This is a genomic window from Sulfurimonas indica (assembly GCF_009192995.1).
Lineage (GTDB): Bacteria > Campylobacterota > Campylobacteria > Campylobacterales > Sulfurimonadaceae > Sulfurimonas > Sulfurimonas indica.
The window spans coordinates 29,830-51,627 of record NZ_SDID01000005.1 but is presented as its reverse complement, the minus strand read 5'-3'; the positions used below and the strand labels follow the sequence as shown (position 1 = coordinate 51,627).

20 protein-coding genes and 2 tRNA genes are annotated in these 21,798 nt (G+C 36.6%); 3 read left to right on the top strand and 19 right to left on the bottom strand.

Annotation, left to right across the window (positions count from 1 at the left end; translation table 11 throughout):
* The first annotated feature begins 34 nt into the window (after nt 1-34).
* Nucleotides 35-793: a pyrroline-5-carboxylate reductase gene (locus ES948_RS03130; protein ID WP_152183481.1), complete on the top strand. Its 759-nt coding sequence runs from the start codon at nt 35-37 to the stop codon at nt 791-793.
* Nucleotides 794-809: 16 nt separating this feature from the next.
* Here ES948_RS03130 and ES948_RS03125 read toward each other — a convergent pair whose 3' ends face one another.
* Complete coding sequence (locus tag ES948_RS03125; RefSeq protein ID WP_152183480.1) at nt 810-1,214, bottom strand: hypothetical protein; 405 nt, start codon at nt 1,212-1,214, stop codon at nt 810-812.
* A gap of 128 nt (nt 1,215-1,342) precedes the next feature.
* On the opposite strand from ES948_RS03125, the gene ES948_RS03120 reads away from it, so the two are divergent.
* Complete coding sequence (locus ES948_RS03120; protein WP_152183479.1) at nt 1,343-1,954, top strand: toxin-antitoxin system YwqK family antitoxin; 612 nt, start codon at nt 1,343-1,345, stop codon at nt 1,952-1,954.
* Between the two features lie 10 nt (nt 1,955-1,964).
* Here ES948_RS03120 and thrC read toward each other — a convergent pair whose 3' ends face one another.
* From thrC to ES948_RS03085, 7 genes are all read right to left on the bottom strand, one after another.
* The gene (gene thrC / locus ES948_RS03115; RefSeq protein WP_152183478.1) at nt 1,965-3,437 is read right to left on the bottom strand and encodes a threonine synthase; all 1,473 of its coding nucleotides are present in this window, start codon (nt 3,435-3,437) and stop codon (nt 1,965-1,967) included.
* A 73-nt stretch (nt 3,438-3,510) separates the two neighbouring features.
* Nucleotides 3,511-4,740, bottom strand: a complete 1,230-nt coding sequence (locus tag ES948_RS03110) for a murein hydrolase activator EnvC family protein (RefSeq protein WP_246153811.1) — start codon at nt 4,738-4,740, stop codon at nt 3,511-3,513.
* On the bottom strand, nt 4,737-5,549 hold the full coding sequence (locus ES948_RS03105) for an FtsX-like permease family protein (RefSeq protein ID WP_152183477.1): 813 nt from the start codon (nt 5,547-5,549) through the stop codon (nt 4,737-4,739). Before ES948_RS03105 ends, ES948_RS03110 begins: the two co-directional genes overlap by 4 nt.
* Nucleotides 5,536-6,207 carry a cell division ATP-binding protein FtsE gene (locus ES948_RS03100; protein WP_152183476.1) on the bottom strand — a complete coding sequence of 224 codons (672 nt, stop codon included), beginning with the start codon at nt 6,205-6,207 and terminating at the stop codon, nt 5,536-5,538. Before ES948_RS03100 ends, ES948_RS03105 begins: the two co-directional genes overlap by 14 nt.
* Entirely contained in the window at nt 6,200-7,375 is a 1,176-nt protein-coding gene (gene trmB / locus ES948_RS03095; RefSeq protein WP_152183475.1) for a tRNA (guanosine(46)-N7)-methyltransferase TrmB, read from the bottom strand. The genes ES948_RS03100 and trmB overlap by 8 nt, the downstream gene beginning before the upstream one ends.
* Entirely contained in the window at nt 7,375-8,760 is a 1,386-nt protein-coding gene (locus ES948_RS03090; RefSeq protein WP_188109432.1) for a fibronectin type III domain-containing protein, read from the bottom strand. Before ES948_RS03090 ends, trmB begins: the two co-directional genes overlap by 1 nt.
* A complete protein-coding gene (locus ES948_RS03085) occupies nt 8,708-9,706 on the bottom strand; it encodes an RluA family pseudouridine synthase (protein ID WP_152183474.1) in 999 nt (332 codons plus the stop codon). The genes ES948_RS03090 and ES948_RS03085 overlap by 53 nt, the downstream gene beginning before the upstream one ends.
* 51 nt (nt 9,707-9,757) lie before the next feature.
* On the opposite strand from ES948_RS03085, the gene ES948_RS03080 reads away from it, so the two are divergent.
* Nucleotides 9,758-10,870: an FtsW/RodA/SpoVE family cell cycle protein gene (locus tag ES948_RS03080; protein WP_152183473.1), complete on the top strand. Its 1,113-nt coding sequence runs from the start codon at nt 9,758-9,760 to the stop codon at nt 10,868-10,870.
* A 3-nt stretch (nt 10,871-10,873) separates the two neighbouring features.
* Here ES948_RS03080 and ES948_RS03075 read toward each other — a convergent pair.
* The 11 genes from ES948_RS03075 to ES948_RS03025 form a co-directional block, all read right to left on the bottom strand.
* Nucleotides 10,874-10,950, bottom strand: a tRNA-Thr gene (locus tag ES948_RS03075).
* Nucleotides 10,951-10,996: 46 nt separating this feature from the next.
* Nucleotides 10,997-11,086, bottom strand: a tRNA-Ser gene (locus ES948_RS03070).
* Nucleotides 11,087-11,129: 43 nt separating this feature from the next.
* Nucleotides 11,130-11,813: an orotidine-5'-phosphate decarboxylase gene (gene pyrF / locus ES948_RS03065; RefSeq protein ID WP_152183472.1), complete on the bottom strand. Its 684-nt coding sequence runs from the start codon at nt 11,811-11,813 to the stop codon at nt 11,130-11,132.
* A 55-nt stretch (nt 11,814-11,868) separates the two neighbouring features.
* A complete protein-coding gene (gene acs, locus ES948_RS03060; protein WP_152183471.1) occupies nt 11,869-13,821 on the bottom strand; it encodes an acetate--CoA ligase in 1,953 nt (650 codons plus the stop codon).
* 2 nt (nt 13,822-13,823) lie between these two features.
* Nucleotides 13,824-14,441 (bottom strand): 3'-5' exonuclease, encoded by a 618-nt coding sequence (locus ES948_RS03055; protein WP_152183470.1) that lies wholly within the window; start codon nt 14,439-14,441, stop codon nt 13,824-13,826.
* Nucleotides 14,441-16,255 (bottom strand): putative nucleotidyltransferase substrate binding domain-containing protein, encoded by a 1,815-nt coding sequence (locus ES948_RS03050; protein ID WP_152183469.1) that lies wholly within the window; start codon nt 16,253-16,255, stop codon nt 14,441-14,443. The genes ES948_RS03055 and ES948_RS03050 overlap by 1 nt, the downstream gene beginning before the upstream one ends.
* Nucleotides 16,256-16,281: 26 nt before the next feature.
* Entirely contained in the window at nt 16,282-17,949 is a 1,668-nt protein-coding gene (locus ES948_RS03045; protein ID WP_152183468.1) for a cation acetate symporter, read from the bottom strand.
* A complete protein-coding gene (locus tag ES948_RS03040; protein ID WP_152183467.1) occupies nt 17,950-18,264 on the bottom strand; it encodes a DUF485 domain-containing protein in 315 nt (104 codons plus the stop codon). It abuts the gene before it with no gap.
* A 12-nt stretch (nt 18,265-18,276) separates the two neighbouring features.
* Nucleotides 18,277-19,728 (bottom strand): OprD family outer membrane porin, encoded by a 1,452-nt coding sequence (locus tag ES948_RS03035; RefSeq protein ID WP_246153810.1) that lies wholly within the window; start codon nt 19,726-19,728, stop codon nt 18,277-18,279.
* A gap of 123 nt (nt 19,729-19,851) precedes the next feature.
* Nucleotides 19,852-20,511, bottom strand: coding sequence for a response regulator transcription factor (locus tag ES948_RS03030; RefSeq protein WP_152183466.1), 660 nt, complete (start codon nt 20,509-20,511; stop codon nt 19,852-19,854).
* Nucleotides 20,511-21,737, bottom strand: a complete 1,227-nt coding sequence (locus ES948_RS03025) for a sensor histidine kinase (RefSeq protein ID WP_152183465.1) — start codon at nt 21,735-21,737, stop codon at nt 20,511-20,513. The genes ES948_RS03030 and ES948_RS03025 overlap by 1 nt, the downstream gene beginning before the upstream one ends.
* Between the last annotated feature and the right edge of the window lie 61 nt (nt 21,738-21,798).

The following is a 21,798-nucleotide window of genomic DNA, read 5'->3' as shown; positions in this document are numbered from 1 at the left end:
GGTATAATACTACCATAAAATATTTAGGACTTTTATGAAAACGTTAACATTTATTGGAAATGGCAATATGGCGCTTAGCATTGCCAAAGGTCTCAAAGAAGAGTATAAGATAGAGGTAGTGGGAAGAGATATCCAGAAACTCAAACAATTTGAAAAGAGTCTTGGTATACAAATAGACAAACATCTTCTTGATAATTTTGATATATCTAACAAAACTGTGATGCTCTGTATAAAACCTGCAAATGTCGAAGAGGTCGGTCAAAAACTAAAGGGTGAAGCAGCAGTACTCTACTCTGTTTTAGCAGGGACAAGTTTAGAAAAGCTCTCTACTAATTTTCAAGCAAAAGCAGTTGTCAGAGCTATGCCAAATCTTGCAGCTTCTGTGGGTGCATCCATGACAACATTAACTGGTGAAAAAGCCTACAAAGAAGAAGCAGAAAAACTCTTCAATGCTATTGGTTCATCACAATGGCTCTCTAGTGAAAAAGAGATAGATATCGCAACTGCACTTGCAGGAAGCGGTCCGGCATATTTGGCACTTGTTGCCGAATCTTTGGCAGATGGTGCAGTAAAACAGGGACTCAAACGTGATGATGCATTAATTATTATGCGCGGTCTTTTTGATGGTTTTTCAAAACTGATTCAAGATATACATCCAGCTCTCTTAAAAGATGGTGTCATGAGTCCAGGCGGTACAACTGCTGCAGGTTATGGTGCGCTTGAAGATGGAAATGTACGAAGTGCTTGTATCAATGCGATTGAGAAAGCCTATAAAAAAGCAACTGAGCTATAAAAAAAAGCTCAGTTTATTAGTACTCCTCTTCTGCATCATACTGTAAGTAAAGGATGAGTATCCAAATAAGTGAAAAAATTGCAACAATCTCATATCCAATCAACCAAATGATCAAAAATGCATTCATATTGAGCAGTTTGAAGTTCTCATAGCTTCCACCAGCTACAAAGAAAAAGAGAAATATTGCACCTGCAAGATATGGAACCCCTACTCCATACAATACATAAAATGCAGCCTCCCAGTTCTCTGGAATATAAAGGAAATCTTTAAAGTTTACCTCTTGAGACCCAAAACTTGCCGATTTTTTCTTTTTTTTATGTTTATGATGACCAGCTTTCGCTTTTCTTTCATTCATCACAAGCTGGTTATAATAGAGCATATTTCTTTTTTTAGTTAATTCGTCTTCTATTGTTTCATTCATAACATATCCTATACTCTAATTCTACAATCAAATAAATTAACTATGCCTTAATATGTTATTTTCTATGATTAAACAGTCAAATGTAATAAAAATATGTTATCATATTTTTTTATATAAGGAGCTATATTATGCAACAAAAAATTATATCTTTATCATTAATTTATCTTATTCTTGAAGTAAACTCTTTAAATGCCGAGTTACTCTGTCGTAATCCACAGACCTATGTAGTACGGGACAAGGCACAATCTTCAACATATAAAGAGTGTAAACGAAATGGTATGACATATTGGTATAACGACAATGGAGATATAAAATCAAAAGTCAACTTTAGCAATGACAAAGAGAATGGTCTCTATACTTCCTACTATGCAAACGGTCAAGAAAAGTTGGTAGTGCATTATAAAAATGGTCAAAAAGTAGGTATACAAAAAATATATTATGACAACGGACAGTTAGGTTCACAAGTCAATTATGTCAATGGTAAGCGAGAGGGTGTTTTAACAGAGTGGGATTTCACTGGTTATAAAAGTTCAGAAGTTTTTTATAAGAACAACTACAAAGTCGGTGTCAAAAAATATTTTGATAAAAATGGTCAGGTAATTAAAACCGAGCACTATAAAATGGATAGAAATCCCGTTATCCAAAAAATACTCGAAGATAAACGAAAAGAGATTTTTGTAGATCTTGCCAAGTATGGTCTTATGCCAAAAGAGGCCCCTAAAGAGGAGCGTATACGTTAACTACTAAAGTTTATAAAAACTTCAGTATCTCCGCCTCGATCTCCTCTTTCTCAATAACAGTTTTTTGAGCTATCTCTTTTGTAAAAAGCTCTTGTATCATTGCAGGAATTTCAAGGTTTGCTACTTTTGAAATCGATTCAAGAGCATCAATGTCTTTCATATCAACTTCACCGGTGAGTGCATTAGCTATGACAGGTGAAAATTTCGTCCACTCTGCAGTTGAATAGATAATACTTGTAATCTCAGGTTTTGAGACACTCTCATATGACTTCATACATGTAGCAGTATGTGGGTCCATCAGATAGTTGTATTGCTCAAAAGTCTCTTTGATGTACTTTTTCCCTTCATCACCACTACACCAGTCAGCATCAAAACACTCTCGCAGTTTTGCAAGCTCATCCTCACGCAGCTCATAGAAGTTTTTGGCTTCAAGGTCCATCATCAACTCTTTTGTACGTACTTCACCCAACAGGTCAAACAGAACTCTCTCAACATTGGAAGATTTTAAGATATCCATTGCAGGAGACGTCGTACTTACAACCTCACATTCACGCAGATCATATTTACCATCACGAATAAGACGCGTTAGAACATTGTTCTCATTAGAAGAGATGATGATCTTCTCGACTGGAAGACCCATTTTCCAAGCATAGTATCCACCAAGAGCATTTCCAAAATTTCCTGATGGAACATTGAGGTAAACTTTCTCACCCATAGTAATGGCATTCTGACGGACTAGCTCTAAATAAGAGTGAATATGATAGATAATCTGAAAGATGATACGACCAAAGTTCACAGAGTTTGCAGCTGAGAGTTTTGTCTCTTTTTCTTGAAGTGCCTCTTTAAAGTTCTCACTTGCCAAAAGACGTTTCAAAGCGCTCTGCGCATCATCAAACACACCATGAATGCCAATCACTTTTAAGTTAGCAGCATCTTCTGTAACCATTTGCAGGCGCTGAACATCACTTGTTCCGCCATCAGGATACAAACATGCCACTTTTACATTTGCACGATTTTTAAATGTCTCTAATGCTGCCGGACCGGTATCTCCGCTCGTAGCTGCTAAAATAAGATAATTTTCATTGAGTCTTTGTGCAATTGATGAAAGTACAACACCAAAAGGCTGCAGTGCCATATCTTTAAATGCACGTGTTGGTCCGTGATAAAGCTCACTGACGTAGAGATTTTCTTTTACTTTTACTACCGGTACAGGATTTTTTGCATCATCAAATTTGTCATACAAAGATAATGCCTCATCGATAACATCTCCATCGATGTCAATTGCAAAAGCATCAAGCATATCCTTTGCAAGTTCTTTATAAGAAGAATCTCTATGCTTTTGTAAAAACTCTTCTCCTAAATCAGGTAGTTTTTGGGGAACATACAGACCGCCAAAAGAAGCAATAGGACTAAGAATCGCTTCTGAAAATGTCACTGTCTCTGGCTTTGTGCTATCTACACCACGTGTTTGAATAAATTTCATTCTTTTATCTCTACTCTTAAATTTTTGCGCAATTATATCTAAAACTATCTAAGTAAGAGCTAATATATAGTTCTTACCTAAACAATCGTATAGGATTGATGTGTGCACTTTTTTGTGTCACTTCAAAGACCAGTTCCTCTTTGACACGCCCTACAACAGCACCTCTTTTTACTTTTTTACCCTTTTTTATACCAGGAGCGATTTGTGAAAGGTTTGCATAGATGGTATGCAGACCATTTCTGTGTTCAACGATAACTATATTGTTCAACACTGCCGTTTTATCAGCATAAATCACTTTCCCGTTAAATACAGTCTTTACTTTGGCATCTTGCTCTCTTGGTTTGAGTGAAATCGACTCATTGAAAATTTTGATTCCGTAAATCGGATCTGTATATGTTCCATACTTCTTCGTAATTGAATAAGAAGTAAGCGGAGCTATCGTTTTTGGTCCACGGTAACGAATTGTCTTGACACTCTGGTAAGAGCTTCCATGTTTTTTAACCTTTGGAAGATTTTCATTAAGTGCAATCTTCTGTCTTTGAAAGGCCTCTTTTCTTGCTTGTTCCTCTTTTGCTTTTTTTATCTTATCTATTTTAATGAGGTTTAATTGTGAGAGTGTCTTTTTAAGTGCATTTTGCCTTTTGAGGAGTTTTTTGAGCTCTTTTTTATAAGAGGCTTTTGCGATTTTTAGTTTTTTGAGTGCTCTTTTGTTTTCTGCTTTTTTCTTCAGTAGCTCTTTTCTTTTGGCATCTATACTTGCGATGGACTTCTCAAGTGCATCTGTTTTGTTATTTAAAAGCTTGATAACTTTTGCATTCTCAAAAAAGAGTCTACTTAAACGATTTGCTTTTTCTTTAGAGTCTTTGAGCATTGATTTGAGTACTTCTAACTCTATCAAAGCATTCTCATTCGTCGGATACTCCTCATCAAGTATGACAGAGAGTGAAACACTTTGCGCTATAACAAAAACAAGCTCTTCTTCGATTCTGTTTTGTCTTTTTTTCAGCTGCAGTTGTCTCTGTTTTAAGAGTGACAGCTCTTGTGAATTAAGCTTGTAACTGCTCTCTTTTTCCTTGAGTTCTTCTTGAAGTTTCTTTAAGTAGGCATCCTGCTTAAGTATCTCTTGTTTCTGTCGTAAAATGGCTTTTGCAGTACGCGCCATTTTTCTGTTGAGATTAGAGTAGTTCTTACTGTAAGAAGAGAGTTTCGAACTGGTCTTTTTTATCTTCTTGTCTATCTCTCCTTGAGCATATAAAAGCGAAGCAAAAAGAAAAAAGAGAACTACTAAGCGATGATACATCATACCTCTTCTTTATGTCCTAGAACAATAAAAGTCGCAAGTAGCATTGAAACCACTATTGATACTCCAAGCATAATTAAAAAATCGTATATTTTATCAAACAGCACTATGGAAATGCCAATGTTACTGAACTGTTCTTCTATCCATGAGAGTGATGAAAGATAGGAAAATATCACAAATGAGAGAATCGATGCGATTACTGCATCAACAATCGCTAGTCGAAACAGTACAGCCGAACGCAGCCAAACAGGAGCACCAAAGAGTCCCATGATACTCATTCGCTCATTATGTTTGAACTGCCAGATACGAAGCTCTTTAAAGATAAGCAAGATTGTAACGATGATGACTGTAAAAGCAAAAACAGAGATAACTGTTTTAAAAAGCAGGAGCAGTTTATATGTTGTATCATGTGTTTTACTAAAGGCTTCTACTTTTTCTATAGACTGTGAACGAAGCAGTAGTTTTGTCAGTTTTTCAAGCTCATTTGGTGATGGATAACGTTTGAGTTTTACTTTATAAAACTTTGGCAGTGTCACTTTTAGAAGTGCTATATTTTGCTTGCTGATACCACTGTTGAGTTTTGTAATGATACTATCTGGAGAGATTTCATTGATACTTGCTATCAGTTCGCTCTTCTCTAGGAGTTTATCAACATCTACTCTTTTTTGTGCGACAACAACCAAAGCATAGTTTTTTGCCAAATTCTCTTTATAAGCATCAATTGCTCTCTCCACAATGGTAAAAACCTGTAGAGAAAAGAGTATGCTTAAAAGTGCAATAACCAAAGAGAGATGATTTTTAAATGACTTCACGAATATCTCCAAACTCTATATGGTAATGCTTATAGTCAACCTTCATCGTCTCTGGAATATGGTGTGTAACAACGATAATTGTAGTCTTTAGCTGCTCGTTTGCACCCTCTAAAAGGTTCCAAATCAGTTGCGAAGAGTAATCATCAAGGTTACCCGTGGGCTCATCGGCTAAAATCAAGATAGGATTATGTGCAAGTGCACGTGCCATTGCAACACGCTGCTGCTCACCACCACTGAGTTCTAGTGGATATTTTCCTGCCTGATGACGTAGTTTTACATGCTTAAGAAGAGAATCAACCTGATTTTGCGTTACAGTTTTTTCATAGCCATTTATGATAAGAGGAAGCATTATGTTTTTTTCTATTGTCCACTCTTTTACCAGCTTATAATCCTGAAAAACAATACCTAAATGTTTCCGTAAGAAGTTCAGTTTGGAACTTGATACCCCACGCAGCTCAACACCACCGACAACGAGACTTCCCTCAATGGGTTTGAGTGCTCCGTAGAGTGACTTTAAGAGTGTTGATTTTCCACTACCGCTCGCTCCGGTAATAAATACAAAACTACCAGAATCTATAGAGAAGTTTGCTTTATTTATAATTGTTTCATCATTAGAATATGCAAGCGATAAATTCTCAGCAATGATTACTTTATCCATCTAAAGCCTTCAGTAAATGTTTGTGCGCTTCTAAGTTGCTTGGTGAACGAAGAGGCAATTCTGGATAGAATGATAGTCTATTATCTGTTATGATAAGATAAAGATGTTCCGGTCTGTCAAAACTCCCCATAGATATGCGTAACATCACACCATTATCAAGCTTGTAAACTCTTTCAAAATGGATAAATCCACCCTCAAAGCGAATCGTTTTATTATGCAGTCCAATGAGCTCTTCATTGGATAAATTTATTTTTTTTGGAAATGAGAAATCACCTTCAATCTCCAATGCAGGAGACTCTTCATCATTTGTCATAATGACATCATAGATGTTCTTTTCCATCCTTTTCCATCTCTCTTCATATTTGGAACTCACTGCAATATCTCTGTTTTTATGTATCTGCAAAGAGATTTTAGGAAATGCTATAAAAGTCTCATAGGAGTAGGCATAATAATTCTCACTATCTGTACGAAGCTCCAAAGTACCACCTACCTTTAAGATACGACGAGCCTCTTTGATGAAGTTTGTCGAGATTACACGGCGGTGTGGTTTTTTGTCCCAAGGAACCGGAAAATGCACATAAATTGCCCCAACAAGATTGGAAGGTACCAGTTCCATAAAGAGTCTGGCATCATAGTCAAGCACCATAACATTGTCCAGTTTTTGGATAACTATCTGCTTTAAAACCTGCTCGATTGACGGACGATGAATCTCGATGCCTATGAAAAGCACATCCGGATTTTGTGCGGCCTGGTGCAGTAGATGACGCCCGGAGCCAAATCCGACCTCTATACGTACCTCTTTCTCTTTTGGAAAATTCTCTGCAAAGTACTCTATCTTTTTGAGTGCTGTTGCTTCTTGGAGATGCACATTTTTTTGTGTATCTGGTACATTAGAAGCCAACACTTCAAGACCTGCGGCTTTCGCATAGGCAAGCAGTGCACGGTGAACATTATAGATAGAAGCAGGACGTGTCAGCTTATCTGTTTTTAAAAGCGTTCTTTTTTCATCCTCTTTGAGAAGCAAAAAGAAATCTTCTCCTTCATATTTTACAGCAATGAGCTTTTCATCCGGATGGTGTACATTTGATGCTATAAAATCAAATGCAACCCCATCAACAGACGCGGGAAGTGAAATATCTTTAAACTCTTTTATATGAAGATGTGGCATTAAAGTCCATTCAAGTCAAGTTCTTCAGCAGGTGCGACTGTTGTCTCACTGCTACTACTTTTTGTACTCACAGCTTTCACTGACTCTTCTTGTGTAGCTTTTGCTTTAGATGCAGAGATAATCTCTTGTGATTCCGGTGTTTTGATTTGTACCTCAATACTTGGCTCAGAAACTATACCATTTTTATCAACACTGTAAACTGTGTATGTATAGAGTGTATCAGGTTCTATGGCTGCATCGATAAAGAGACTCTTTGTAAGCCCTTTATACTCTTTTGAGATCTTATCAAACCATCCTTTTTTAGATTTTTTGACAACGATATATGAGACTGTTCTTGGGTCACTTTTCCCCCATTTCAGTTCTATTTTATTGCCTTGTAGTTTTGCTTCAACAATTGCTGGTGCATTTGGTTTTGTCAAGGTCATACCCATAACTTTGTTTTTATCATGCTCACTCTCAAGACCGTCTTTATCAAGAACACTGACTTTATAAAAGTAAGTTTTACCATCTTCATCGATTTTATCAGTGAAATGGTTGTTGTAAAGTTTTGCTATAAGTTCATATGAGCCATCAATATCATCTGCTCTATAGAGATAGTATCTCTCAAAATCTTTCTGTTTTGAAGGACTCCATGTGATTTTTATCGCTTTTGGAAGATTTTTACTCGCTTCTATTTTTGTTACACTTACAGGCAATGGTTTTGTAATAGATTTTACGATTTGAGATGGTGTAGAGATGATGCCATCATACGTTTTTACTCTGATTCTATACATATAGACATGATTATCTTCAAGTCCTGTATCAATATACTCTGCATTGAGTCTTCCACTTAACTCATCGATTTGATGCCACTCTTTATCTTCAAAAGTCTTTCTCTCGATAATATAAGTAGAAACTCTTTCACTCACGTGAGGTCTCCAGATTATCTTAGCAATTCTTGGAAGTCCTGTGATAGAGTGAATCCATGAAACAGACTGCAGAACAGGAAGTGTATTGACTACAAATACTTTAGAATTTACACCTTGAGACTCTTTTGTAAAGACTCGAAAAGCATATGAGTATTTTGTATCAGGTTCAACCGTTCTATCGACATAATGTGTAGAGTATCGTGTATCTATCGTGTCATAATATTCAAGTTCATTCGCTGCTTTGTCTTGAGGAGATTTTTTATATACATAAATCCCTTCTACACGTGGGTCTGTTATACTCTTCCACTCAAAAGCCACTGTTTTCATATCTGTGATAATGCCGTTTTTCGTCAGTGATATAGTAGGCAGTGTAGAATCAACGACAACCTTCTCTTTTGGTTTCGGTGTTATCTCAGCACAACCGCTAAGAAGCAGCAGTGAAGCTGCGCATAATGTAGTCAGAAGTGATAACTTCATTTAAAATCTCCCTCTCAAATTTTTTATTTATTGTCTCTTCCATAACAGTATCAAATCCTGCTGTGAAAAATAGTTTCTCTTTTGTCTTTGGATGAATAAAATATATCAGATATGCATGCAGCAAAATTCGTTCCGCCTTCTCTATTTTAGGGCTCAATCCATAGATATGGTCTCCCAAAATATGACGGTTCAAACTCTCCAAATGTACACGTATCTGATGCGTTCTTCCTGTAAAGAGTTTACATGCAAGAAGCTCTGTCTTTTCATCATCGCTTAAAGCCAAATGTTTAAACATAGTCTTGGCATATTTACCGTGTTCGAGTCCGCAAGCCATCTTGAGACGGTTATGAGGACTTCTTCCTATGTTTGATTCTATTATTGTAACATCATCTTTTAAAGGAGGGGTAACAAGAGCTAAATAATATCGTCCCATGCTCTTATCTTGGAGCTGTTTGGAGAGAAATTCATGTGCTTCATTGTTCTTTGCCACGACCATTGCACCACTTGTTCCCTTATCGAGACGGTGCACAATACCGTGACGTTCTTCTCCACTGATTGTAGAGAGTCTGATGCCTTTGTGCTTTAGCCAGTCAACCAAAGTCGGCTCTTTTACACTTGGTGCTGGGTGGACTGTCACACCACTTGGTTTATTAATGACCAACACATCCTCATCTTCATATAAAATCTCTACATCTGTTGCCCAAGCAACCTCTTTGAGAAAATCAACCTCTTGCGGCTGAGACTCTGTAACTTCTGGAAACTCTACTTTTATATTTTGTCCGCTTTTGAGTTTAATACCGGGACGAGAAACTTTTTTCCCATCAATATAAACCGCTTCTTGCTTGATAAGCTGTGCTACCTGTGAGCGAGTTTGGCCTATTTCTTGAGCTAAAAATGTGTCTAAACGCTGCGGCACATCACATCTGTACTCTTGTGTGTTTCTCACTGTTATTCCCTTTATGATACAATCATGTAATTTTATTTTGGAGTTACAAACTTGTGGAGATTTGATAAGAGTATTTTATCACAATTTGACTTTCTTTCCATCATTCTTATCATTCCTCTCATCATTATGTCCAATTGGCTCATAGGAGAAGCGGTCCCTGCTCTGGCAGAGAAACAGATAGCCTATGTCGGTGTAGCGTTTTTAGCCTTTATAGCCGTGTTTTTTCTCCCTATTCGACGTATGAGCTGGCTTATTCCTTTTATCTACTGGGGAAACATCCTGCTACTTTTGGCAGTTGAGTTTTTTGGACACTCACGTCTTGGAGCACAGCGCTGGATAGACATCCCTTTTATCAATGCAACGATTCAGCCTTCAGAGTTCGTAAAACCGGCACTTATCTTGATGCTGGCATACCTCATCAACAAAAATCCTCCACCAATTGGCGGCTATAGGATCAAAGACTTTTTAAAGATCAGTTTTTATATTTTACTGCCTTTTATTCTCATCGCAAAAGAGCCTGATTTGGGAACTGCTCTTGTACTCTTACTTATCGGTTACGGTGTTTTGTTTTTTGTCGGCATCTACTGGAAAATAGTAGCAACTATTGTCGCTTCCATTTTGCTCATCTCTCCACTTGTTTACAAATACGGCCTACATGATTATCAAAAGACACGTATCAAAGACTTTTTAAGTGAAAAACCCTCTTACCACGTTCAGCAATCCATCATCGCTATCGGCTCAGGAGGATGGACTGGAAAAGACAAAGAAAATGCCACGCAGACACAAATGAAATTCCTTCCAATTGCGACAAGTGACTTTATCTTTGCCTTTGTAGTTGAGCGTACAGGATTTTTAGGGGCACTTGGGCTGATTCTTATCTATGTGATGCTTATCTTACATCTTTTAAGTCTTGCAGTCTTTAACAAAGACTACTACATCAAGGTAGTAACGGTATCTATCTCTTTTATGATTTTCATATATATGGGAGTCAATATCTCAATGACCATAGGCTACGCACCCGTTGTAGGAGTCCCTCTACCGATGTTTAGCTATGGAGGAAGTAGTTTTTTAAACTTTATGATTTTGTTTGCGATTATGCAAAACCTTATCACCTTTCGCTATAAAGATCTGTATGATAAAAGTGGTACGAAAAGTTTCTTGTAGAAGTGGTGCCGACACGAGGATTTGAACCCCGGGCCTGCTGATTACAAATCAGCTGCTCTAGCCAACTGAGCTATGTCGGCAAATATCTGCTTTTTATAATATATCTAAAGGGAGAAATTTTATGTCTGGTGGAGAAGGAGGGATTCGAACCCTCGGTACAGTTACCCATACGCATCCTTAGCAGGGATGTGGTTTCAGCCACTCACCCACTTCTCCATTTGCAGGTCAGAATTATATTGATATAATTCTGATATATCGCTTAAAGTTCTTGGAGTATTTTCTCTACTACTTCTGCAGGATTATGAGCCTGATAGATTGGACGCCCAACTACGATAAAATCAACTCTCTGCTCTTTTGCAAATGCAACATCAGCAACACGTTTTTGATCCCCTGCATCTTCACCAAAAGGACGAATTCCTGGAGTGAGTGTCATAAAACGCTCATCTGTGATGTTTTTGATTGAGAGTGATTCAAAAGCAGAACAAACAACACCGTCAAGTCCACTCTCTTGTGCATCTTTTGCAAACTGATCTGCTTTACTTGCAATGTCCTTTTCATAGACAGCACGAAACTCATCTTCGCTAAATGAAGTAAGTGCCGTTACCGCTAAAACGATAGGACGGTTTTCATACTTCTGCAGTCGCTGCATGACCGTACTCATAGCACGACGCCCTGCACTTGCATGAACATTGAACATATCAACACCGAGTCCCATTATCGACTCTGCAGCATCAGCCATAGTATTTGGGATATCATAAAGTTTGAGGTCTAAAAAGATTTTAAAATCAGGATTGATTGCTTTGATGGCTTTTAAAAACGCTTCACCGTCACGAATGTAAGAACGAAGTCCGACTTTTAGCCAAACATTATAGTTTTTGATTTTTTCGATTAAAGCGAGATTCTCTTCTTGTGTTGGGAGGTCAAGGGCTACACATAATTCCATAAATACTCTTTGTTGTTTATTTATGGAATTATAGCATTTTTGTTTTGGTTAAGCCTTATTTTGACTTAACCATATTTTCGATTTTCTCAACTACTGATGGGTCCTCAAGTGTTGAGATGTCTTGCGTGATTGCCTCACCTTTTGCAATTGAACGCAAGATACGACGCATAATTTTTCCTGAACGTGTTTTTGGAAGTCCCGGAGCAAATACAATATCATCACAAAGTGCAATATTTCCTATCTCTTTTTTGATAACATTGTTGATAGCTTTTACCTCTTCTACCTCATCAGCTATACCATCATCAGATTTTAAAACGATGTAAGCAAAAATACCCTCACCTTTGATATCATGTGGTTTACCAACTACGGCAACCTCAGCTACATTTGGATGTTTTTTGATGGCCGCTTCAATTTCAGCAGTACCCATTCTATGTCCACTTACATTGATAACATCATCTGTACGTCCCGTGATTGTGATGTAACCATCTTCATCATAAACAGCGCCGTCACCTGTAAAGTAAACCGGTTTGCCATCTTTTTTCACATCACCGAAGTATGATTTTACAAAACGCTCCGCGTCGCCCCAAACACCACGAATCATTGATGGCCAAGGACGTGTTACACACATATAACCAGTCTCACCTGCTTCTACTCTCTCACCTGTTGCAGGGTCCAAGATCTCAGCCATAATTCCCGGAAGTGGGAATGTTGCACATGCAGGTTTAATTGGAGTAGCACCTGGCAGTGGTGATACTATATGCCCGCCAGTTTCAGTCTGCCAATATGTATCAACGATAGCACATTTACTTGCACCAACTTCCTCATAGTACCATTTCCATGCCGGTGGATCGATCGGCTCACCAACAGTTCCAAGGACTTTCAAGCTGCTAAGGTCATACTTCTTCGGCTCATCTTCACCCATTTTATGCAGAACTCTGATGGCAGTAGGCGCTGTATAGAACTGATTGATCTTATACTCTTCAACCATTTTCCAAGGACGTCCGGCATCTGGGTATGTTGGAACCCCTTCAAACATTACCGTTGTAGCACCCATTGCAAGTGGACCATAAACGATGTATGTATGTCCCGTAATCCAACCAATATCAGCTGTACACCAGTAAGTGTCATTCTCTTTTACATCAAATACCCACTCCATAGTCATCTGTGCCCAAAGGATATATCCTGCAGAGTTATGCTGAACACCTTTTGGTTTCCCTGTTGAACCTGATGTATAGAGTAAGAAAAGTGGATCTTCACTATCCATCACTTCTGACTCACAATGAACATCCTGAGTCTCAATGAGTTCATTATAAGAGTAGTCACGTCCTGCAACCCACTCAATATCTTCACCGTTTCTCTCAACAACAAGTACTTTTTCAACCGTTGTATCACCTTCTAGTGCAGTATCAACAACAGGTTTTAGCATATATGGTTTGTCTTTTCTATATGCACCATCTGCCGTAAGAACTACTTTTGCCTCCGCATCTTCGATTCTATCACGAAGTGCCTCCGCTGAGAATCCACCAAATACGATAGAGTGGATAGCACCGATTCTTGCACACGCAAGCATTGCATACGCAGCTTCAGGAATCATCGGCATATAGATAACAACTCTGTCACCTTTTTTTACACCAAATTTTTTCTTTAAAAGGTTTGCAAATCTGTTTACATTGTAGTAAAGCTCTAAATATGTAATGATTTGCTTATCACCTCTGTCACCCTCAAAGATAATCGCTGCTTTATTTTTACGCGTATCTAAATGACGGTCGATACACTGCGCAGCAACATTGAGTTTTCCACCTTCAAACCATTTTACAAACGGGAAATTAGACTCATCCATTACATTTGTAAATGGCTCAATCCAATCTAATTTTTCATTAGCATAGTGTCCCCAAAAACCTTCATAGTCCTCTGAAGCCCACTCTTGAAGGTCATTATACTCACACATATTTTTTATTCTTGCATTTTTTGCAAACTCTTTGTTTGGTTTATATACCGGTTTTGACATTACTATCTCTCCTGTGTTAATTTCAGATATATCATTGCTGTCATTATTGCATCATTAACAGCATTATGTGCTCCTATGTTTGGAATCCCACATTTTTTTAAGATTGTATCGAATCGTAAATCAATATTTCCTTGAGGAATTAGTGGCATCATTTTATCAAAGTAAATTTCAGAAACTTCTATAATCTCATTTGGTAATTGTATGCCCAAACTCTCTTTTATATATTTGTTTACCATCGCTACATCAAACTCTAAATAGTACCCTACCAATGTTCGTGAACCTATAAAGTGTAAAAATTTTTCAATTCCCTCCTTCGCATTAATTGCATTTTCTAAATCACATGGCCTTATATGATGTATCTCGATACTCTTAGAACTTATCTCTGCTGAATTTTTGAGATAAATTTCAAAAGTCTGTGACGTTAAAATCTTATTATCCTTAATCTTTACAGCCCCTATTGAGAGTATCTCATCTTTTTTTGGATCCAGTCCTGTTGTTTCTGTATCAAAGACAACATACTCTCCACTTGTGTCCTCCTCAAATAAAAATCGAAATCGCTCATCTTTTAGTTTTGCAAGGTTTCGTTTTTTTACAAAGTTTGAAAAAAGCTTTTTAAACATTAGACAACCATATTGAGATGAAAATGAAAGTTCATAAACTTTTTAAACTTATTGACCACTTTAAAACTGTCTTTGAGCAGATCTCTTTGATTTTTTGAGAGATTTTTCGGGTTGATGTAGTTCTCTTCTTCCAACTCTTTTGCCTCTAAAAGAGTAATAAGACGTATGGAAGATATCGTATCAAAGCTCTCAATCAACTCTTCTGCAAAATTTTTATCTATAATGCCTTTGTTGTTGAGTGCTTTGATACGCTCTACTGTATTTGTCTCATCTATTTCATACTGTAATGCAAGCACTCTTACACCATGAACTATGGCAAAAAGACCTCCTTTTTTTAGATCAAGTTTATTGTTATGCTCTTTTTCTAAAACAAAACCACTAAAGAGTGAAAGCGGTGTCTCAAAGTTTAAAACGGCCTTTGCTAAATGGGCCAATACATCCTCACGCTGAGAAAAATTCTCATAAAGATAATTTCGTAATGTTTGCAGATACGTTTCATCTCCGGCAACTGATTTTGCATCTAAGAAAATGCTCAGGTTTTGCAGCTCTTTTTCGTCCAAAGAGTTAGACCACTCTTCAATCTGGCCTTTAAAATCATGAAGGCTTTTTCTCCAAAACGGATTGCTAACCATGACATTACCCTTACACGTCGGAAAGCCTAACTCTAAAAGATAAGCATTTAACTGTTCCATCGGTGCAACAAAAAGCTCTTCATTCACATTATCATCAATAACAAGTGCATTGTCTTGGTCAGTTTTTATGGTTTGTTCTGCCCTGCCTTCACTTCCCATAACTATCAATGAACATTTCTCTAGCAACTCTTTTGATACACTCATCTCAAAGACTTTTTTATATATCTTTTCATTGAGTGCTGAGACAAGTTTTGTTATGTAGCGAACTTTAACACCTTTTGCACGGAGCATCACTATAAGATTTTTGATATCCTCACTAACAGATTTCAACTCATCTATGGATTTTGCTTTTTGGATTTGTACAGCTACTAGATGAGAATGACTTGCAAAGTAGCTAAGCAGGTCAAGTTGTTCTAAAACACCTATGATTTTTTCATCTTCTGTCACAACAAGACGTTTGATCCCTTTGTGTGTCATAATCAAAAGTGCATTAAATAAAAAGTCACTACTCTCAATCGTGATGATTTTATTGCTTGCAATTTTTATGATTTTCTCGTCCGTAGACAAACTCTCAAGAAGAACTTTCTCACGCAGATCTGTATCTGTTACTATGTAGTACTCGTCTTCTTCTTGGACAATTATAACTTTTGCTTGCAGTTTTGTTTGTTCTTGCAGGGCTTCATATATAGAGACATCAGCATCTACAATGCAGGCTTTATGAAGAAAAATTTCTGAAACCTTTGCCATAAGAAACGGTGTTAAGTCACTCTGACTATCAAACTCTTTGAGATGTTTATGACGTGAGATGAAGTCTTGTAGAAAATAACTTTGAATCTTTTTGTTCTGCATCAAATCAAGAAAATCTTCTTTCTTAATCTCATAACAAATCAAATCTTCATCAACAACAAATCTACTTTCAGTTTTACCGTAGATAAGAGCATCTGCATCAAAACTATCACCATGGGAATAGACATTATGCAGCTGTTCATCGATGTATTCATGAACCGTACCTTTTATAACAATATAAAAGGCAATCGATTCAATATCTTTGGAGATCAAAAGAGTATCTTTTGTATAGTAAGCAATATCTATCTTCTTCATCAAAGCATCAAGCTCACGTGAGCTTAACTGCCCAAATGGATGAATAGAAGCTATCAGCTCTCTTTGGTCTAAAATACTCATTTCCTACTCCATCTTTTTATAAGTTCTTAATGCTCACTTGCACCCTCAGCACCAATACCTGTTTGACTTCTAATGTATTGTGCCTCAAATTTTTCTCTCTCCTCTTTTGCATTCTCAGAGTTATCTGTAATACTCAAGAAGTAAATCGCTATAAATGATACCGTTACAGAGAAAAGTGCCGGATATTTATATGGGAAAATTGCTTCTGCATTTCCTAAGATTTGAACCCATACAATAGGACCTAATATAACAAGGATAACAGCTGTTGCAAGTCCAAGACTTCCACCAATTACAGCACCACGCGTTGTAAGTTTTTTCCAGTACATTGAAAGAAGCAGTACTGGGAAGTTTGCAGATGCTGCAATAGCAAAAGCAAGACCAACAACGAAAGCAATATTTTGTTTCTCAAATGCAATACCCATAATGATAGCAACGATTCCAAGACCAACTGTAGCTATTTTACTTACTCGCATCTCTTTAAGACCATCAACTTGACCTTTTTTAAATACTGAAGCATAAAGGTCATGACTGATTGCAGAAGCACCTGCAAGTGTCAGACCAGATACAACTGCTAAAATTGTAGCAAATGCAACTGCTGAAATAAATCCTAAGAAGAAGTCACCACCAACTGCGTGAGAGAGGTGAATCGCTGCCATATTGTTTCCACCTAAGATTGGAAAACCTCCACTAACTGCTTGCTTTGCAAGATCTAAATAGTGTGGATTTTTATAAACCATAACGATAGCACCAAAACCGATGATAAATGTCAAAATATAAAAATACCCGATAAATCCAGTTGCAAAAAATACTGATTTACGAGCCTCTTTTGCATCACTTACAGTAAAAAATCTCATCAAAATATGTGGCAGACCAGCTGTACCAAACATCAGTGCAACTGCCAGTGAAATAGCTGAAACCGGATCACTTACCAATCCACCAGGATTCATGATCTCTACACCTTTAAGTTCTGTTGCGTGAGCAAAGAGTGAACCAAAACTAAAGTCATAATGTGCCATAACAGCTATCGCCATAAATGTCGCACCTGAAAGGAGTAAAAACGCCTTGATAATCTGTACCCATGTAGTAGCTAGCATACCACCAAATGTTACATATAAAATCATCAACACACCAACTAAGATGACCGCTACTTCATACTGTAGACCAAAGAGAAGTTGAATAAGTTTACCAGACCCAACCATCTGTGCGATAAGATATAAAATTACAGTAGCAATAGAACCAGATGCCGCTAAAGTACGAATAGGCGTTTGACGCAGTCGATATGAAGCAACATCAGCAAACGTATATTTTCCTAAATTTCTTAAAGGCTCAGCGATAATGAAAAGAATAATTGGCCAACCAACCAAGAAACCAATAGAGTAGATAAGCCCATCATATCCTTTTAAATATACAAGTCCGGAAATACCCAAGAATGACGCCGCAGACATATAGTCACCCGCGATTGCCATACCATTTTGAAAACCTGTAATTCCTCCACCTGCTGTGTAGAAGTCCTTAGCACTCTTTGTACGTTTTGCTGCCCAGTATGTAATACCTAAAGTCGCCCCTACAAAGATAATGAACATTACAATTGCAGGAATGTTAAGCGCTTGTTTTTGTATCTCACCTTCGATCGTTCCAGATGCAAAAACAGCAATAGAACCCAGTATTAAAAATAAAAATACTCTGTTAAACATCTAATTATCCTTTATCGATTCTTTAATTTTGTTTGCCAAGTCGTCAAACTCACCGTTTGCTCTTTTTGTATAGATGCCTGTTAAAATAAAAGCAAATGCTATAACAGCCATACCAATTGGAATACCAATAGTAGTAACCGAACCCTCAGAGAGTGGAACAGCCAATGCAGACGGGTTAAATGCGATAGTTAATATGAATGCAAAATAAACTACCAGCATTGCAATTGTAAGTTTTATAGAAAAACTTGTTCTTTTAGAAACCAACTCCTGATAATCAGGATTGGCCTTAATTTTTTCAACAATATCTTTTTCCATTTTCTTCTCCTTTTAGAAGTTATAATTTGCGATAAATCTGTACTCATTCCAGCCTAAATCTCCGCTTGTACTTTCATAAAACTTTCTAGGAAAGTTTCCACGAAAACGAAGCTGCAGTTTGTTTTTTAGTGCTTTAGGATAGTACTTGATATCAAAACCTGGTTCAGTCGCTGTTCTAGCTATACCATAACCACTATTTTTATCCATATCAAATGATGTATAATATGCTGCTGCTGAAAGATTTACACCAAGATTTTTAAATGAGTAAACTGCAGCAACTTTTGTTGCTTTTGTTCCCGCTAAAAATTGATGACGTGTCACCATACCTTGTGTATATGCTGGCATACCACCAAATTGAGAAATGATTGCATTTTTATATTGATTATTTACTATATCTGTATCACTATTCTCACTTGTTTGTGAATAGGCTATATAAGCAGCAAATCCTGCATATTTTGCTCCAAACTTAGCAGCCCAATATAGAGAATCTATCTCCCCATTATCACTCTCTGCTAAATTTTTCATATATTTAGCACCAACACTATTTTGTTTAATTATTTGTGCCTGTAAAAATGGATGAATATCACTATTTAATAAACAATCCCATGAAGTTCCAGCATCTGCATAAAGTGTATTATACATATCCCATGCATAATCATTAGATACCTTTACATGAAAATGTTTTGTAGTATATTTAACAAGAACATTTGTTACCCCATCGGTTTTTTTACCAACTGTAGCCATTCCTAAATTATAGTATTTTCCAGCTTCTATTTCTCCATTTGCTGGATAACCTGATGTTGTAGCCAACATAGCTTTTGCTGCATTTGTTCCTGTAAAACTATATACGTTTCTAAATGTACCATAAGCAATTCTATCAACATGTGCAATTTGTAATGTTGTATTTGTTATATCATGACTTACAAGTTTATATGCTCTAAATGTATTTGGAAGCATACGTGCATCATCAGAACCCATCATAGGTACATCATAACGTTGGTACCCAAGTTTTGCATCTGTTTTATAACCTAAATCCGCAAAACTGTACCCTATATAACCTTCTCCTAAAATAGAATATGATTCAAGTCCTGTACCTAACAGTGATGGATCTTGTACATCATATGGATTTAATCCTGTATCTTGTGTTGTATAAAAAGCAGCTGCCATATTAAAACCATTGAATTTAGCAGTTTCAAATTTCAAATGTCCCCCAAGCGCTGTTGTAGCTCTATGAGTATTAACTCCCAAACTACCTTGATATTTTCTATCAACATAGAACATACGGATTTGTCCACTAACTGTACCTTCACTAAACATTGAACTCAAATCATCTACAGACTCTGAACTTGCAGATACTTTTGCTGCATCTTTCCCATGTTGCAACTTGGTGTTTACACCATCGGTACCTGCACTTAAAGCTGTCACTGCCATTAATGACACTACACTAAATGCTATCTTTCTCATTTATAAACTCCTTATAGTGATGGAGCAATAATAAGATATAAATATAGCATGAATATAGCAATTGACTATTTTCGATGATAAATCATATCTTTTATACAGCAGTTGTGCAGAGTTGCAACAACTTTACGAGTATTTCTCTATCATATATCCCATACCACGTACATTAACTATGATATCTTCATGAAGGATTTTTTTGAGCCGGTTGACCTCTGCACGAATTGTGGCATTATCAACAAGATAATCATCCCAAACATATTCACTGAATTGTTCAAAGTTGACAACCATGCCTCTATTTCGAGCCAAAATATCTATGATTTGTGATTGACGTTTTGTCAAAGTCTGTGGCTCTTGCTTAAAAAGTAGTCTGTTGTGCTCTTGGTCATATGAATAATTTTTTGAAAGACGCAAATGCAGTTGTGGTGTGTCATCTGCAAGTTTTATTCTATCTATCTTTAAAGAGAGCTCTTTTAGATGAAAAGGTTTTTTCAGGTAATCATTACAGCCTAAATCATAGGCACGTGAGATATCTTCAATATCTACTAATGCACTGATATAAATTGTCGGTATATGAATTTTAAGCGTGTGAATCTTCTCTAATACACTCAGCCCATCAATCCCAGGTACATTGATATCTAAGACAAGCAAATCATAGGCATTTTTTTGTATCACATCAAAAGCCTGCATACCGTCAAAAAATGCATCTACAATATGACCATCAGATTCTAGATATTCTCTGATCGATTCATTGAGCATAACCTCATCTTCTAGTAAAAGTATCTTCATTATTCACCCATCATTTTAAATCTGTATGCAAATGTTGTTCTCTCTTCATTGGAGTCTAAAAGTATATCTATATCTTCTTCTTCACATATTTTTTGCACCAACTTGAGCCCAAGTCCAAAACCATCTCGCTCTTTGATAACATTTCCCTCTCTATAAAAAGGTTCAAATATCTTCTCTTGATTTTCAATGGCTTTTGATTTACTACCGACCGCAAACTCCACATTTGAACCGACACGTTTAAGTGTTACAAAAATCGTCTCTTTTGGCAATGTATATTTAATCGCATTTGTAAGCGTATTGTCCACTACTCTTTGTAGTTTGGTTTCATTAAAATAGATATGCGCATCCAAAACCTTTGTTGTATAATCAAAATGTAGCAAAGATTGTTCTGCAACCTCACTAAAGAACTCTATTCGACTCTGTATGTATTTTTCTAAATTTATTACGCTTTTTGGATACTCAAGCTGATCTTTTTTAACAAGATAGCTCAAATCATCATAAATACTAAATATATTCTTTACAGCAGCTTCTATCTTTGAGAGATGTTTATCTCTACCATGCTTCATCGTATGGAGCTCAATATTTGTCAAGATTACACTTAGAGGCGTGTTTGTTTCATGAACTGTGTAACGTAAAAACTCTTTTTGTGCTTTTAAAATCTCTTCTGAAAACTGTTTTTCTTTTCCTAAATTCTCGTTAATGATTTCTAAAGAACGAGTTTTTTCTTTTACTCTATCTTCTAGGTGTAGATTAAGCTCACGCAGGGAATGCTTTTGCTCGGCTATCGTTCTTACCATCTCATTTGCATACGTAACCATATATTTAAAATCTTGAAAAAATATCTCTTTGGGGTCTATCAGTTTCTCTTCATGAGCAGCTTTTTCAAAGAACTCTAAAAACTTCTCTATATCACTCTGTAAAATCATATTTAAAATTTTGTAAAACCCAAGAGCTATGGCAAAGATGATAAAAGAGAGTGTTACGATGGCAAGAACTGTTTTTATGAGAAGAGTTTTGAGCTTTTGTTTATTTTCTTTTATAAGCTCGGTATTTACTTTTCCATCAACCTGCATCATGACACTCTGGTGTAGTGCCAATTCATAATCTTTATACATCTCATTGACAAGCAAAGAGACAAAAATCAGACTAAAAATAAATATAACAATAATCGTTAAGATATTGGCTTTTTTTATCGTCATATTTCCAAAGAGTGAGTGCGTTTTCATAGGGTGATTATACTAAGATTTAAAAAATTTAACTATAATTTCACAAATTTAAAAAATAAAA